This is a genomic window from Pantoea agglomerans (genome assembly GCF_020149765.1).
Taxonomy (GTDB): domain Bacteria; phylum Pseudomonadota; class Gammaproteobacteria; order Enterobacterales; family Enterobacteriaceae; genus Pantoea; species Pantoea alvi.
Map to the genome: position 1 here is coordinate 1,934,528 of NZ_CP083809.1, position 13,634 is coordinate 1,948,161.

Consider the following 13,634-nt stretch of genomic DNA (forward strand, 5'->3'; position numbering starts at 1 on the left):
TCCCGCTCCGGGAGTCGTTGGCGACCGGTAGGTGAAGCGGGATAGCCAGAATGGCTGGCACCAGGGAAACGCATACCACATGCCTTAAAGAATAATCCATCCATTTTATTTAGTTAAACAATTAACTACCGATAGCTAATCTCGTTGATCTAAATCAAGCTTAACCGGATAAATAAAAAGGTCTGGAGGGGCGTTTTTTATTTGGCCTGCTGTCGTTTTTGCGCTGGCAATATATTTAAGTTCGCCCGATCGGTTGTGGGGTTATTAAAGAGGTATACGCAGTCAAATTGCAGCTGGAATAAAGCATTTAACTATTTGATCCCAGGCCTCATGCTGACTTTCCTGAGGACAGGCAGCAGCGCGTCTTATTATTCCTGCGCAAGGCAGCGCGGCGCAGCACAGGGGCCCGCCGCTAAAATAATCTTTATCGCGGAGGCAGCAGGCCCGTGCGGGCCTGCTGTGCCCGTTTAGCCCGGCCCCTCGCTGCCCGCCGCCAGCAGCGGCACCAGAACGTCGCTGATGGGGGTCGCGATACCGTGCGCGCGGCCGTAACGCTGGATTACGCCGTTGCGAATCTCCCACTCCAGCGGGCGATTTGCCTGCCGGTCGGCGAGGATTGAGGTGCCTAAATCCGCTGGCGCACGTTGAAACACTTCGAGGATGGTCTGCGGCACATCATCGTCAAGCTCCGCGCCCTGCGCCCGCGCGACCTCGGCACATTCGCGCAGGTAGCTCAGCGCCAGGGTGCTGATATCGGCGCGGGCAAACATGCCGGCGCGACGGTTAGCCAGCACCATCAGGCCCGCCACCGCGTTCTGCAGCAGTTTGCGCCAGGCGATCGAAACAAAGTCCGTCGAGAGCGCTACCGTGCAGCGCGTGCCGCTCAGCGCCTCGACCACCCGCTGCGCCTGCGGCAGGTCCGGCAGCGTCAGACGCGGCGCGGCGCGCAGCCAGACAGAGGCGTCTGGCTCGCGCTGCGCCGGAAACCATACCACCGCAGGCAGCACGTCGGCGCCATTTACCCAGGGCTGCAGCAGCGCCTGCTGCTCGACGCCGTTCTGCAGCGCGCAGACCACGCTGTTTTCGTCGCACAGCCGCGCCAGCCAGCGGGCGCTGTCGGCGATTTGGGTGGTTTTTACCGCCACGAAGACCAGGTCGAACGGGCGGTCAATGGCGGCCGGATCGGTCATGACCGGGCCAGGCACGACCACTTCACCCTCGTCGTGACGCAGGATCAGCTGCGGGTGCGCGGTGCGTCCGCACAATTGCGGCGTGCGGCCCGCTTCATGCAGCGCGGCGGCGATGGTGGTGCCAATAGCGCCCGGGCCAAGCAGCGCAATGGTAAAGCGATCTGTCATAGTAACTTCTCCTCGCTCAATGAATTCATCATAAAGGTGCCCGCGGCAATCACCGCACACGCCGCTATTTTCCTGCGCGTCAGGGGCTCGCCGGGAAACAGATAGCCCAGCACGGCGGCAAACAGCACGCTGGTCTCGCGCAGGGCAGAAACCGCGCCCATCGGCGCAGAGGAGATCACATCAATAATAATGCCGCAGGCCAGCAGCGACACCAGCCCGCCAGCAGCGGCGACAGGCAGGCCCGGCCGCCAGCGCAGCGTGGCGTCAGGCGGGAGATACGCATCATGGGCTTGCTGTTGATAAGCTAATGCTCATCGCACCCTAACGCCAGCGCCGCGTAAAAGAGAGCGCGGCGGTGCTGCTGCACGCAACCGCGCTTTGCCTTTAAACCGAAGGTCAGCGGGGCTTTCTGACTCTCAGGCGATCCGCCAGAGTCGCCAGCGCGGGCAAAATTCGCTACTATCCGCGCTCGCTCCCCAACTGGCCGCCTGATGTCTCTTATTGTCGATAACTTTATCGCCCCACCGTGCCCGGAAGAGATAGAGACGCTCTATCAGGATGCGCATCTGGTGCTGATCAACAAACCCGCCGGGCTGCTCAGCCTGTCGGGGAAAAATCCCCTTAACCTTGACTCGGTACACTATCGGCTGGCGGCGCTTTTTCCCGGCTCTACCCTGGTGCATCGGCTCGATTTCGGCACCTCTGGGCTAATGGTCATCGCGCGCAATAAAGCCATTAACGCCGCACTCTGCCAGCAGTTCAGCCAGCGTACGGTGAACAAGGTCTACAGCGCGCTGCTGTGCGGACATGTTGAGGAGGAGAGTGGGATTATCGAGGCGCCGATTGCAAAAGATCCGGCGCGCTTCCCCCGGATGGCGATTTGCGCCGCGAGCGGCAAACCGGCGCGCTCTCGCTACCGGGTCGTCGAGCGCTTTTATCAGGCGGGAGAGGGCGGCGCGACGGTGCCGTTAACGCGCGTCGCGCTGACGCCGGAGACCGGGCGCACCCACCAGCTGCGTATCCACTGCCAGCTGCTGGGACATGCTATTTTGGGCTGCGACCTCTATGGCGGACGGCTGCTGCCGGGCACTGAACGCACCCCGCGACTGATGCTGCACGCCAGCGAGCTGCATTTCACCCATCCGGTAAGCGGAGAGCGGATGGCCGCGCGCCATGCCAGCCCGTTTTAGCCGCGTTTCAGCAGGCGCTTCGCCTGGCAGGGCGCGATAAGGCGGGAGTTACCACATCAGATCGTCAGGGACTTTAAAGTCGGCGTAGGGATCGTCTTCATCCTGCTCTTCCTGACTGAGCGCGCTGTTTAACACGATGCTGTTGGCGTCGCGCTGCGCAATCTTATCGGCGACGCTGGCTGGAATAATGGCGTACTCGCTTTCGCCGTTCTCCGCTGCCAGCCGCGCGATGGCGAGTCGGCCGCTAATCAGCTGCGCCTGGGTCGCCTTATCCACCTCTATTTTTTTGATCAGATTATTGTCGGTGAAGTTAAACCCAATATTGCCGCGCGAAATCTCGATGCGGTTCATTTCAATCAGCTGCTTGATCTGCGCTTTGTACTCTCTGGACAAAACCGCCTGTTTCTGCTGCTCGTTCAGCAGCTTATCGCGCTCCTGCTGGGCCTTTTTATTCTCTTCTACCGCCTGGCGCGCCTCGCGCGCCTGAACGCGCGATTTTTTGGCGGTGCGCTGCACTTTGTCCATTTTCTTGCTGCTGACCAGGCCAGCTTTGAGCATCTGCTCTTGTAAGGTAAGTTTCGTCATCGTGGTTTCTGAGCCGGTTAAAAAAGTGAGCTGATTATACCTGTAAAAGGAGTGGACGCCGAGGGGCGCGCCTCAGCCTGCCGCCGCGCGCTTAATAAAAAACCTCGCATTTGCGAGGTTTTTTCAGGGTGAACCGGCCGATCAGGCGAGTTTAAAGATTGCCGTAGCGCGGCTGAGCTGAGCCGCCTGATCTTCCAGCGACGCGGCGGCAGCGGCGGCCTGTTCCACCAGCGCGGCGTTTTGCTGGGTCACTTCATCCATCTGGTTGATGGCGATGCCGACGTGCTCAATGCCGTTAACCTGCTCGCCGGAGGCGGTGTAGATTTCCGCCATGATGGTCGATACTTCGCCGATCGCCGTTACGATGCCGGTCATGGTCTTGCCCGCCTGCGCCACCAGGTCGGTGCCTTCCGCTATGCGGTGATTTGAGGCTTCGATCAGCCCTTTGATCTCTCTCGCCGCGGTCGCGCTGCGCTGGGCGAGGGCGCGCACTTCGCTTGCTACCACAGCGAAGCCGCGACCCTGCTCGCCGGCGCGGGCCGCTTCTACCGCGGCGTTAAGGGCGAGGATATTGGTCTGGAAAGCGATGCTTTCAATGGTGCCGATAATATCGACCACGCTCTTTGAGCTGTCGAAAATAGCGGACATGGTGGTAACCACTTTATCCACGACCTCGCCGCCCTGCTGCGCCACCAGGGAAGCCTCAGACGCCAGGCCGCTGGCGTTTTGGGCGTTAGAGGCGTTTTGCCTGACGGTCGCCGTCAGCTGTTCCATGCTGGCTGAAGTCTCTTCCAGCGAGGCAGCCTGCTGCTCCGTGCGCGCAGAGAGATCGGTATTGCCCAGCGCGACCTCTTTAGAGGCGTTATCAATAGAGGCGGCAGCGGTCTGAATATCGGAAACCACCGTTTTAAGCTGCTCCTGCATAGCGGTGAAGGTGGCGATCAGAATACCGGTTTCATCTTTTGAACGCGCCACCAGCCGGGTAGAGAGATCGCCGGCGGCAATGGCTTTAGCCGCTTTGACCGCCTCTTCCAGCGGGAGGGTAATCGAGCGGGCCAGAAGATAACCCAGGGCAGAGGCGATACTTAACCCCAGCAGCGCGCCGATAAACAGCATCAGTCGCGTCTGGGTCTCCACCGCATTGACCGATTTCTGGCGATCGTTGAGCAGGTGCTTTTCACCACTGACAATCTCATCGATGGTGCTGCGCATCTGATCCATCTGCGGCTTGCCGGAACTGGCTTCAAAGGCGGCATTGAAATCCAGCTGCGTCATCGACCCGGCGTTAAGCGCACGGCGGTGATCCAGCAGGGGCGCGACGAAGTGCGCCTGCCACGCCTCCTCCTGCGCGAGTAAATTATCCAGGCGCTGCTGCTGTGCAGGGTTATCTGCGGTTAAGCCTTTGGCCTCCTGCAAAAGCTTTACAAAATCCGCTTTGCCTGCCTTCCAGGGAGCCAGCATTTCCTCTTTGCCATTAATAGCATAGCCGCGCAGACCCGTTTCCATATTTACCAGGCTCAGGGTCAGAGCGCGGCTTTTATCCACCACGCGCCAGCTATGAATATTCCAGTCGTTGGTCTTAACGATGCTGGAAAAGTTATTGTAGAACGTTGCGCACAGCGCCAGCAGTAAAACCACAACGGCGCCAAAGGCAAAAAAGAACTTTTTCTTGATCGGTAAATTTCTGAACATTTATTTCTCATTCCACAGACGTTAACAGAACAGCACAGATAGCCGTAAAACCGATAAGTTATCGGCATGAGTCAGTACGGCTTGAATTAAAAGTTCTGCCACGTCAGGCGGCGAGAAATAAAACTGAAGTCGGTCGATTTATGTTTATTTTCAGTTTGATAGCCAGATATAAACGCAATAGGCAGCGACAGGATAAATAAGCGAAACGCTAGCGCGGCGCAAGGGTAAAATGGGGGTGTTTGCCAGCCAGCAGCAGAAGAAGTTCATATTCTCCCTGGCTGAGTAATCCGGGGTTGGATGTGGCCTCCTTAAGCTGCCAGCCGCGCAGGCTGAGATCGAAGCGTTCGGCGGCGCGCTCCTGGGTCAGGCCAGCGGCAATGCGCAGGGAGCGGACATCAGACTGGACAATTACGCCAGGTTTAAAGGATTTATTAGGCATCTTTTTTCTCTCTTATGTCGCCAGCTTTGCTCCAGCAAAGCGCGTTTGGCCTACACAAAACAATCAATAAAAGGGTGAACAGTGGTGAAGCATCACGGACGCTCACTTCTGTTGTGTCGGGTTGCGTTATCAGGTGCTGCGCACGCGTACGCGAAATAAACTTTCAGTTAGCGTAGCGGCTAATTCAGCGCGCTAGCCTGTTTTTAATGCTTTCAATGGTGCGCTGCCGGATTTAATGCAGCCTGCGCCACTCAGAACCCTCTCATAATTCCACGACAAAATCGTTTAGGGATAAATCCGCTTTATATCCTGAGCCAGACATTCAGGATGTGGTGCTTCACAAGATCTCTATTCTCCCGGCGTTCTGCTTTGCCGGTAATAAGGACACAAATATGAGAGACCCAATCGTTCGACGCGTTCCCGCCGATCTTTCCTGCGTGGAGGTCAGCGAACAGTGGCAAATCACCTTCTGGATGCTGACGCTGCACATTACTCAGGACCGGCTGATCCGGGCCGTTAAAGAAGCGGGCCCGGATGTGGAAAAGGTGCGCAGCTGGCTGAAAGAAAACCCGCCTCCGCGCCGTCCCTGTTCCTGATGGCGTCGGTCAGAGCACCGTGCCTGCCGTCAGCGGCGACGTAAAGCTCGCAGCGCCGCTGGCCGCCGCGTGCCCGCGCGCCTCTTCGGATAAGTCGGTCGGCATTTTAAAGTGGCTGATAACGGCGGCGAGCGTTTCCGTGCGTCCGTTCAGGCTGCCCGCAGAGGCGGAAACCTGCTGAACCAGCGCGGCGTTCTGCTGCGTAACGCGATCCAGATCGGCGATAGCCAGCGTGACCTGCGAAATCCCTTTGCTCTGCTCCTCTGACGCCAGCGCGATTTGGCCGATAAGATCGTTTACCGCTGAAACGCGCTTTGTCACGCTGCCCATGGTTTCCCCGGCGCGTCCGGCCGCTGCGGCCCCCTCCTGCACGCGCGTCACCGCGCCGCCGATCAGGCCTTCAATCTCTTTGGCCGCCGCGGCGCTGCGCTGGGCGAGAATACGCACCTCGGAGGCGACTACGGCGAAACCGCGACCCTGCTCGCCGGCGCGCGCTGCCTCAACGGCCGCGTTTAGCGCCAGAATATTGGTCTGGAACGCGATGCTGTTGACCGTGGCGGTGAACTGACGAATTTTTTCCGCTTGCTCAGCGATGTCGCGCATCAGCGTTGATACCGACTGCACCAGCGCCTCGCCCTGCTGGGTGGTCTGCGCGGCCGAGCCTGCCAGTTCGCGCGCTTCCCGGGCGCTCAGCGCGTTGTTCTTCACCGTGGCGGTCAGCTCCTCCATGCTGGCGGCGGTCTGCTCAAGCGCTGCTGCCTGGCGGGTAGTGCGATCGGAGAGGTCGCTATTGCCGGCGGCGATCTCCGCCGCCTCGCGACGCAGTACGCCGCTGTTGTCGCGCACCGACTGCACCGTAGTAAGCAAACTTTGCTGCATAAGCCGGACCAGCGGAACCAGCTGACCGACGCAGTTACGTCCAAAATCCTGCGGCTCGCGCGCGAGATCGCCTGCGGCGATGCTTTTGAAGTGTTCGCGCATCACGCCCAGCGGTTTCACCAGATGGGTGACAAGAAAGCGATCGCAAAAGGCGAGCAGCCCCAGCGTCATCAGCGCGGCGACAAGGAAGGCGATCTGCAGATGCTGACGATCGCGGGCGGTTGCCGCCTGATCCGAGGCGAGCTGACGCTGCAGCCCGTTAAGCCGTTCGCCTGACGCGGCGAAAAAGAGGGCGGGCTGGTCGTTCAGGGCAGCATTGAGGCGCGCCCAGTCGGGGCCGGCGGGCGCTTCAGCCCGCAGCGCTGATTTTTCCGCAGCGGAACCGGAAGCCATAACATTTCCGGCGCGCGTTAAAAAAAAGAGCTGCGCGTTGAGAGCGTCTCTTGCCTCGGCACGCTGGTGCAGGTCGCGTAAAACAGCAGAACCATAGGCACCGGCCAGCGCCACGACCAGCAGTGCGGCCAGCAAAATAACCTGTACAACCCGACGAATAGTGAAGTTTCTGAGCCAGTGCATATCTGGTTCCCTGGTGTTGTTAATGCTGTGTAAAAGGTCAACAATTTGTTGTTATTTGCATAGCCTGCTATTAAATTGCACGCAATCTTATTGAGTTCTTCATTTTGGCAGCGAATCGGGAAAAAGGAAACGATCATTTTGCAATTTTTTTATTTTTCGGATTTTTTGATATTGTTTAAGATAATTTATTATGCCGAAGCGGCAAAAAGCGCATAAGATTTCCTTTCAGCCAGAATCTGATAGTTTCCTTTGTACGCTGGTCAGCTTTTCCCGGTCTGCTTTTAAACATTTTATTTCCGTTCGTTCCAGAGCTGGGGCGGACCGGAGGAACCATGCACACATCTTCCAGTGACGATGAGAGTCGGCAGCGCGCGCTAGACGCGCTGCGCGAGCCCGACGAGAGTCGCGATGGCGTTCTTGAAAAGTTCGTTCGGCTGGCGAGCCAGGCGCTGGGTATTCCCGGCTGCTTTATCTCCATCGTTGACGATGAATTTCAGTACATCAGAGCGGCGCGCAACTTTTCGCTGAAATTCTCGACGCGTGAAGATTCGCTCTGCCGCTATGTGATCGACTCCGCGGCGCCGATGGTGGTGCCGGACACCTGGCAGGATGAGCGCTTCGTTAATCACAGGTTCGTTATCGGCGATCCCCATATTCGTTTCTATGCAGGCGTGCCGCTGAAAAGCCGCACCGGCCATATACTCGGCACGCTCTGCGTGACCGACGGCGAGCCGCATCTGCTGAGCGCCGATCAGTTAACCGCGCTGACGCTGATGGCCGCGCTGGTGATCTCCTTTCTTGAGGCCTGGCACTCCGCCGGGTTTGTCGATCCGGTAACCGGGCTGCCTAACCGCCAGCGCCTTATCCGCGATCTACATTACCTTACGGCAAGCGGCGACACGCTGCCCCGACGGCTGATCCTTATTGACTGCATCGATATGCCGCGCGCCTACGAGCTGGCGCGCTCGATGGGAATGGTGCCGGTTGAGGGATTGCTTAAGGATGTCGCCACGCTTTTGCCGCTGCGCCTGCGCCTCGGGCAGGGCGATCTGCTCTACACCGTGGCCACCGGCCGGTTTGCGCTGCTGACCAGCGAGAGCAGCTTAATCAGCGCAGCCTGGGTGGCGAATCGCATGGAGGGCATCAGCGCGGATCTGGGAGAGGGGCTGTCGGTGACGCTGAATACCTTTACCGGCGAAGCGGACTTTACGGCCGTGGCGTCGTCGGCGCAGGAGATATTGCGTCGCGGCATCAGCGCGCTGCATGAGGCGATCGGCAGCGGCGTGCCGACCCGCACCTATAGCGCGGCGGAAGATGTGCGCCGCACGCGCGATTTTAACCTGATGCATGAACTCGCCTCGGCGTTGCGAAACGATGAGGGGCTCTATCTGGCTTACCAGCCTAAGATTTGCCTGCAGAGCGGCGCGCCGGTCGGGCTTGAGGCGCTGATCCGCTGGCGTCATCCGCAGCTGGGCGAGCTGTCGCCCTCGGCTTTTGTGCCGCTGGCGGAGCAGACCGAGCTGCTGTCCGAGCTGAACGCCTGGGTGATCGACCGCGTCATTGCCCGCATGGCCCGGCTGCGAAACCACTGCATTCAGCTGCCGATATCCGTTAACGTCAGCCTGCATGACTTCGCGCGCCCCGGTTTTGCCGACATGCTGGAAGATAAGATGCTGAAAGTCAGGCTGCCTAACGCGCTGCTGGGCGTGGAGTGCCTTGAAACTGAACGCCTGATTGAAAGCCCGGCCGCGCTGCGCGGCCTGGAGATGCTCAAGCTGCGCGGCTTCGGCATCTCGTTAGATGACTTTGGCACCGGCTACAGCAATATCAGCTATCTGCGCCGCATGCCGCTGGACGTGATTAAGCTGGACCGCTCGTTAATCAGCGGCCTCGCCTCCGACACGGCGTCACGCATTATCGCGCGCAATATCATCACCATGCTGAAAGAGCTGGACTATGTCGTGCTGGCGGAGGGCATAGAGAGTGAAGACGTGGCCGGGATGCTGAGCGACTACGGCTGCGACCAGGCGCAGGGCTATTTCTATGCCAGACCGCTGCCCGATCGCGAGCTGGATAGCTGGCTGGACTGGCGGCTGCGCAACAAATGTTGACAAGACCCCTCTGCGCGCTTGCGCTTCGCTAGCCGCCAGGGGCGGCGAAGTATTGGGCATAGCGATCCCGCGTTAATCTCGCCATTTTTGCTCGCTTATTGCGGTTAAAACGATCTACATCAATAACGATAATTGTTCGCAATTGCATAGTTGCGCCACAGAAATATCGGAGATGAGATCATGCTGATAAAACCCGGGAGTCAATGGCGTATTACAGGGTTCAGGAACGACCTGTCCGAGCTTTTCCGTCGCAAATTTTTATCGCTGGGCTTGGTGCCTGGCGCGGTGATCGATATTGTCAGATTCGCGCCGCTGGGTGATCCGGCGGAAGTGCGCCTTCGCCACAGCAGCTATGCGCTACGTAAAGCCGACCTGGCGATGCTGCGCCTTGAGGCGGTTGACGGAGGCGAGCAGGCATGAAGCGTATCAGTGCCGTGCTGGCGGGCAATCCCAACGCCGGTAAAACCACGCTGTTCAATTTACTCACCGGGCTGCGCCAGCGCACCGGCAACTGGCCTGGCGTCACCGTTGAGCGCAAGCAGGGCACCTTTGCCACCGGCGAAGCCAGCGTGACCCTGATCGATCTGCCCGGTATCTACTCCCTCGAAAAGGTGCAGCCCGGAGATGGCCTCTCCGCCGACGAGCGCGTTACCTGCAGCTACGTGATGAGTGGCCAGGCGGACGTGCTGATCAATGTGGTTGACGCCTCCAGCCTGGAAAAGAGCCTCTGGCTGACCCTGCAGCTGCGCGAGCTGAATCTGCCGATGATTGTGGTGCTCAATATGGCCGACGTCGCCAGATCGTGCGGCGTCGCGCTGGACAGTGATGCGCTGGCCGCGCAGCTGGGTTGTCCGGTGGTGCTGATGTCCGCCTCGACCGCGGAAGGCGTGACGGCGCTGCTGGCGGCTATCGATAGCGTCGCCGCCGCGCCGCCTGCGGATCTGCTGCTGAACCGAGCGGAGCTTGACGCGGAAGCGCGGCTGGCGCGCATCAGCGCCCTCTGTCAGGCCGCCTGCGATCGTGGGTCGCATCGCGCCCATCGGCTGACGCGCGCGCTGGATAATCTGTTTCTCCACCGCTGGCTCGGTTTCCCCCTGTTTTTAGGGGTGATGTACCTGATGTTCTTCTTCTCTATCAATATCGGCGGCGCGCTGCAGCCGGTGTTTGACAAGGGCTCCGCGGCGCTGTTTGTTGACGGCACTGCGCAGCTCTGCGCGGCGCTTCACTTTCCCGACTGGCTTACCTCCTTTCTGGCGCAGGGCATCGGCGGCGGCATTACCACCGTTCTGCCGCTGGTGCCGCAGCTGGCGCTGATGTTCTTCTTTCTGACGCTGCTGGAGGAGTCGGGCTATATGGCGCGCGCCGCCTTTGTGGTCGATCGCCTGATGCGCTGGCTGGGGCTGCCGGGCAAATCTTTCGTGCCGCTCATCGTCGGCTTTGGCTGCAACGTGCCGGCGGTGATGGGCGCGCGCACGCTGGAAACCGAGCGCGAGCGGCTGATGACGATGCTGATGGCGCCCTTTATGTCCTGCGGCGCCCGGCTGGCGATATTCGCCGTTTTCTCCGACGCCTTTTTCGGCAGTGCTGGCGCCGGGGCGATTTTTTCGCTCTATCTGCTCGGCATCGCGGCGGCGGTGCTCACCGGCCTGGTGCTGAAGCATACCCTGCTGAAGGGCGATTCATCCTGCGCGATTATGGAGCTGCCGCTCTGGCATGTGCCGGTGATGCGTAGCCTGCTGCTGCAGACCTGGTTTCGTCTGCACGCCTTCGTGATCCGCGCGGGTGCGGTGATCGTCGCCGCCTGCGTGGCGATTAGCCTGCTTTCTAACCTGACCGCCAGCGGCCATCTGGCGCAGCGCGTTGATGACTCCGTACTGGCCTCGGCCAGCCGCTACCTGACGCCGCTGTTTACGCCGATGGGGATTCAGCCCGACAACTGGCAGGCGACGGTGGGGCTGGTGACTGGCGCCATGGCGAAAGAGAGCGTGGTCGGCACCCTGAATGCGCTCTATATGGCGGAGCCGCAAAATGCGCCAGACGCTGCGCCCGCGCCGGGCCTGACGGCAGTTTTCGCCTCGGCGCTGGATGAGACCTGGCAGAACCTGAAAGCGGCGCTCAGCCCGCAAACGCTCTTTAACCCGGTGGAGGCCAGTAAAGGAGACGGCGAGATGAGCCAGGGCGCGGTGGGCATTATGCAGACGATGTTCGGCAGCTCGCTGGCGGCCTATAGCTATCTGGTTTTTGTGCTGCTCTATGTGCCTTGCGTTTCGGTTATGGGCGCGCTGGCGAAGGAGGCGGGGCGGCAGTGGATGTGGTTCGCGCTGATTTGGGGAACGCTGATGGCCTATGGTGCCGCAACGCTGATTTACCAGATCGGCACTTTTACCCAGCATCCCGGGTTTAGCCTGCTCTGCGTGGCGGCCATCGCCGCGACGGGCATGGCGGCGGTTATGCTGTTACGCCAGCTGGGCATCAATCTGCAGCCCGCTCTGCAGCCGGTAAAAGAGGGCGGCTGCGGCGGATGTAAAGGCTGTGGGCACTGACTGGGCAGTAAAAGTGCGCACCGCCGCCGCGTTGCGCAAAGCAGGCAGCGTCGATTAAAAAAAATCGTGACGTTGTCACTTATATGGCGGGTGACGCCAGCAACGCCGCAGCGCTGCCTGAGCAGGCGAGCCGCGCCAGAGAGGGCGGATAACCATCCTTAGCGCAGCGAAACAGGACTATTCTGCTTGCAAAGTCACAGAGAAAATTTTGTAAAAAGCTGTGTCGCCTCTCGACCGACCGCGATGCCTGCCTTATGCTTGAGCGGCCTTTAACCCTGACACTCCCGGAGTCCGACTGATGAAAGCAGCCACCTTTCTGCTGGCCGGTGCCGCGCTGCTGCTCTCGGCATGCAGCAGCAGCAGCGATAACGAACCGCCCCAACAGGCCACCGCAGCGCATATCCAGCCTCACGTCATTATGTCGTCGCTGGCGGAAAGCAACTGCGCCGGCGCAGGCGGCACGCTGGCATTTTCTCACCAGCTGGACGGCACGCGCATCGGCATGTGCCAGCTGGCAAACGGACGCCGCTGCGACGAACAGGCGCTAATAGGCGGCAACTGCGCCCGCTGATACCACAACAGGCGCTTTTAGTTGGCAACTGCGCCCGCTACTGGCACAGCAGGCGCTTCTCGACGGCAACGCCCGTCAGGCTGAGGCGGAGAGCTGATTCGGGCAGGTTTCGCCCTTTTCAAGCTGGCTGAGATTGGACAACGTCGTTTCCGAAATCGCCGTCAGCGCCTCAGCGGTCAGAAACGCCTGATGGCCGGTAAACAGCACGTTGTGGCAGGCGGAGAGCCGACGGAACACGTCGTCCTGAATCACGTCGTTAGACTTATCTTCAAAGAACAGATCGCGCTCATTCTCGTAGACGTCCATGCCGAGCGAGCCGATTTTCTGCTGTTTCAGCGCGTCAATCGCCGCCTGAGAATCGATCAGTCCGCCGCGGCTGGTGTTGATAATCATCACCCCGTCTTTCATCTGGCTAAAGGCGCTGGCGTTCAGCAGATGATGGTTCTCCGGCGTCAGCGGGCAGTGCAGCGTAATCACGTCAGATTCGGTGAACAGGGTTTTTAAATCGACATACTCTGCGCCCAGCTCCAGCGCCTGTGCGCTCGGGTAGGGATCGAACGCCAGCAGACGCATACCGAACCCTTTCAGAATACGCATCGTCGCCACACCGATCTTGCCGGTGCCGACCACGCCCGCGGTTTTGCCGTGCATATTAAAGCCGGTTAAGCCGTCGAGGGAAAAGTTGGCGTCGCGCGTGCGCTGATAAGCGCGATGAATGCGGCGGTTAAGCGTCATCATCATACCGACCGTATGTTCCGCCACCGCTTCCGGCGAATAGGCGGGCACGCGCACCACCTTCAGGCCCAGCTCCGCCGCCGCGGCTAAATCGACGTTGTTAAAACCGGCGCAGCGCAGCGCGATATACTTCACGCCCAGCGCCGCCAGCTCCTCCAGCACCGGACGGCTGGCGTCGTCGTTGACGAAAATGCAGACGGCGTCGCAGTCAACGGCGTTTTTCGCCGTCGCTTCCGTCAGTAAAAAGTCAAAGTACACCAGATCGAACCGGTAGCCTTCGTTAACGTGATCGAGATACTTCTGGTCATAGTGCTTCGTGCTGTAAACCGCGATTTTCATCGTTACGCTCCTGCATTCGG

Annotated in this window: 12 protein-coding genes and 1 pseudogene; 6 read left to right on the forward strand and 7 right to left on the reverse strand. The window is 59.8% G+C overall.

The genetic code is table 11. The annotated features are described in order from the left end of the window. Positions 1 to 467: 467 nt before the first annotated feature. Positions 468 to 1,358 carry an oxidoreductase gene (locus tag LB453_RS11860; protein WP_103795862.1) on the reverse strand — a complete coding sequence of 297 codons (891 nt, stop codon included), beginning with the start codon at positions 1,356 to 1,358 and terminating at the stop codon, positions 468 to 470. Next, positions 1,355 to 1,615, reverse strand: a pseudogene (locus tag LB453_RS11865) (EamA family transporter); the annotation flags it as partial. The pseudogene LB453_RS11865 and the gene LB453_RS11860, both read right to left, overlap by 4 nt. 234 nt (positions 1,616 to 1,849) lie before the next feature. On the opposite strand from LB453_RS11865, the gene LB453_RS11870 reads away from it, so the two are divergent. Beyond that, on the forward strand, positions 1,850 to 2,548 hold the full coding sequence (locus LB453_RS11870) for an RluA family pseudouridine synthase (RefSeq protein WP_103795860.1): 699 nt from the start codon (positions 1,850 to 1,852) through the stop codon (positions 2,546 to 2,548). Between the two features lie 48 nt (positions 2,549 to 2,596). On the opposite strand, the gene LB453_RS11875 is transcribed toward LB453_RS11870, so the two are convergent. From LB453_RS11875 to LB453_RS11885, 3 genes are all read right to left on the reverse strand, one after another. Next, the gene (locus LB453_RS11875) at positions 2,597 to 3,133 is read right to left on the reverse strand and encodes a DUF2058 domain-containing protein (RefSeq protein WP_103795859.1); all 537 of its coding nucleotides are present in this window, start codon (positions 3,131 to 3,133) and stop codon (positions 2,597 to 2,599) included. A gap of 141 nt (positions 3,134 to 3,274) precedes the next feature. Further along, positions 3,275 to 4,825 carry a methyl-accepting chemotaxis protein gene (locus LB453_RS11880; RefSeq protein WP_103795858.1) on the reverse strand — a complete coding sequence of 517 codons (1,551 nt, stop codon included), beginning with the start codon at positions 4,823 to 4,825 and terminating at the stop codon, positions 3,275 to 3,277. Between the two features lie 208 nt (positions 4,826 to 5,033). Then, complete coding sequence (locus LB453_RS11885) at positions 5,034 to 5,264, reverse strand: transcriptional regulator (RefSeq protein WP_103795857.1); 231 nt, start codon at positions 5,262 to 5,264, stop codon at positions 5,034 to 5,036. Between the two features lie 392 nt (positions 5,265 to 5,656). Between LB453_RS11885 and LB453_RS11890 the strand changes: the two genes are divergently transcribed. Beyond that, positions 5,657 to 5,860, forward strand: coding sequence for a DUF3606 domain-containing protein (locus LB453_RS11890; protein ID WP_103795856.1), 204 nt, complete (start codon positions 5,657 to 5,659; stop codon positions 5,858 to 5,860). A gap of 9 nt (positions 5,861 to 5,869) precedes the next feature. On the opposite strand, the gene LB453_RS11895 is transcribed toward LB453_RS11890, so the two are convergent. Further along, positions 5,870 to 7,315 (reverse strand): methyl-accepting chemotaxis protein, encoded by a 1,446-nt coding sequence (locus tag LB453_RS11895; protein WP_103795855.1) that lies wholly within the window; start codon positions 7,313 to 7,315, stop codon positions 5,870 to 5,872. 332 nt (positions 7,316 to 7,647) lie between these two features. Between LB453_RS11895 and LB453_RS11900 the strand changes: the two genes are divergently transcribed. From LB453_RS11900 to LB453_RS11915, 4 genes are all read left to right on the forward strand, one after another. Beyond that, positions 7,648 to 9,426, forward strand: a complete 1,779-nt coding sequence (locus LB453_RS11900) for a sensor domain-containing phosphodiesterase (RefSeq protein ID WP_103795854.1) — start codon at positions 7,648 to 7,650, stop codon at positions 9,424 to 9,426. Positions 9,427 to 9,606: 180 nt separating this feature from the next. Continuing rightward, the gene (locus LB453_RS11905; protein WP_103795853.1) at positions 9,607 to 9,846 is read left to right on the forward strand and encodes a FeoA domain-containing protein; all 240 of its coding nucleotides are present in this window, start codon (positions 9,607 to 9,609) and stop codon (positions 9,844 to 9,846) included. Then, positions 9,843 to 11,969 (forward strand): Fe(2+) transporter permease subunit FeoB, encoded by a 2,127-nt coding sequence (gene feoB, locus LB453_RS11910; RefSeq protein ID WP_103795852.1) that lies wholly within the window; start codon positions 9,843 to 9,845, stop codon positions 11,967 to 11,969. Before LB453_RS11905 ends, feoB begins: the two co-directional genes overlap by 4 nt. Positions 11,970 to 12,267: 298 nt before the next feature. Then, a complete protein-coding gene (locus tag LB453_RS11915; protein ID WP_103795851.1) occupies positions 12,268 to 12,540 on the forward strand; it encodes a DUF333 domain-containing protein in 273 nt (90 codons plus the stop codon). Between the two features lie 75 nt (positions 12,541 to 12,615). On the opposite strand, the gene LB453_RS11920 is transcribed toward LB453_RS11915, so the two are convergent. Beyond that, the gene (locus LB453_RS11920; RefSeq protein ID WP_103795850.1) at positions 12,616 to 13,614 is read right to left on the reverse strand and encodes a 2-hydroxyacid dehydrogenase; all 999 of its coding nucleotides are present in this window, start codon (positions 13,612 to 13,614) and stop codon (positions 12,616 to 12,618) included. Positions 13,615 to 13,634: the final 20 nt, after the last annotated feature.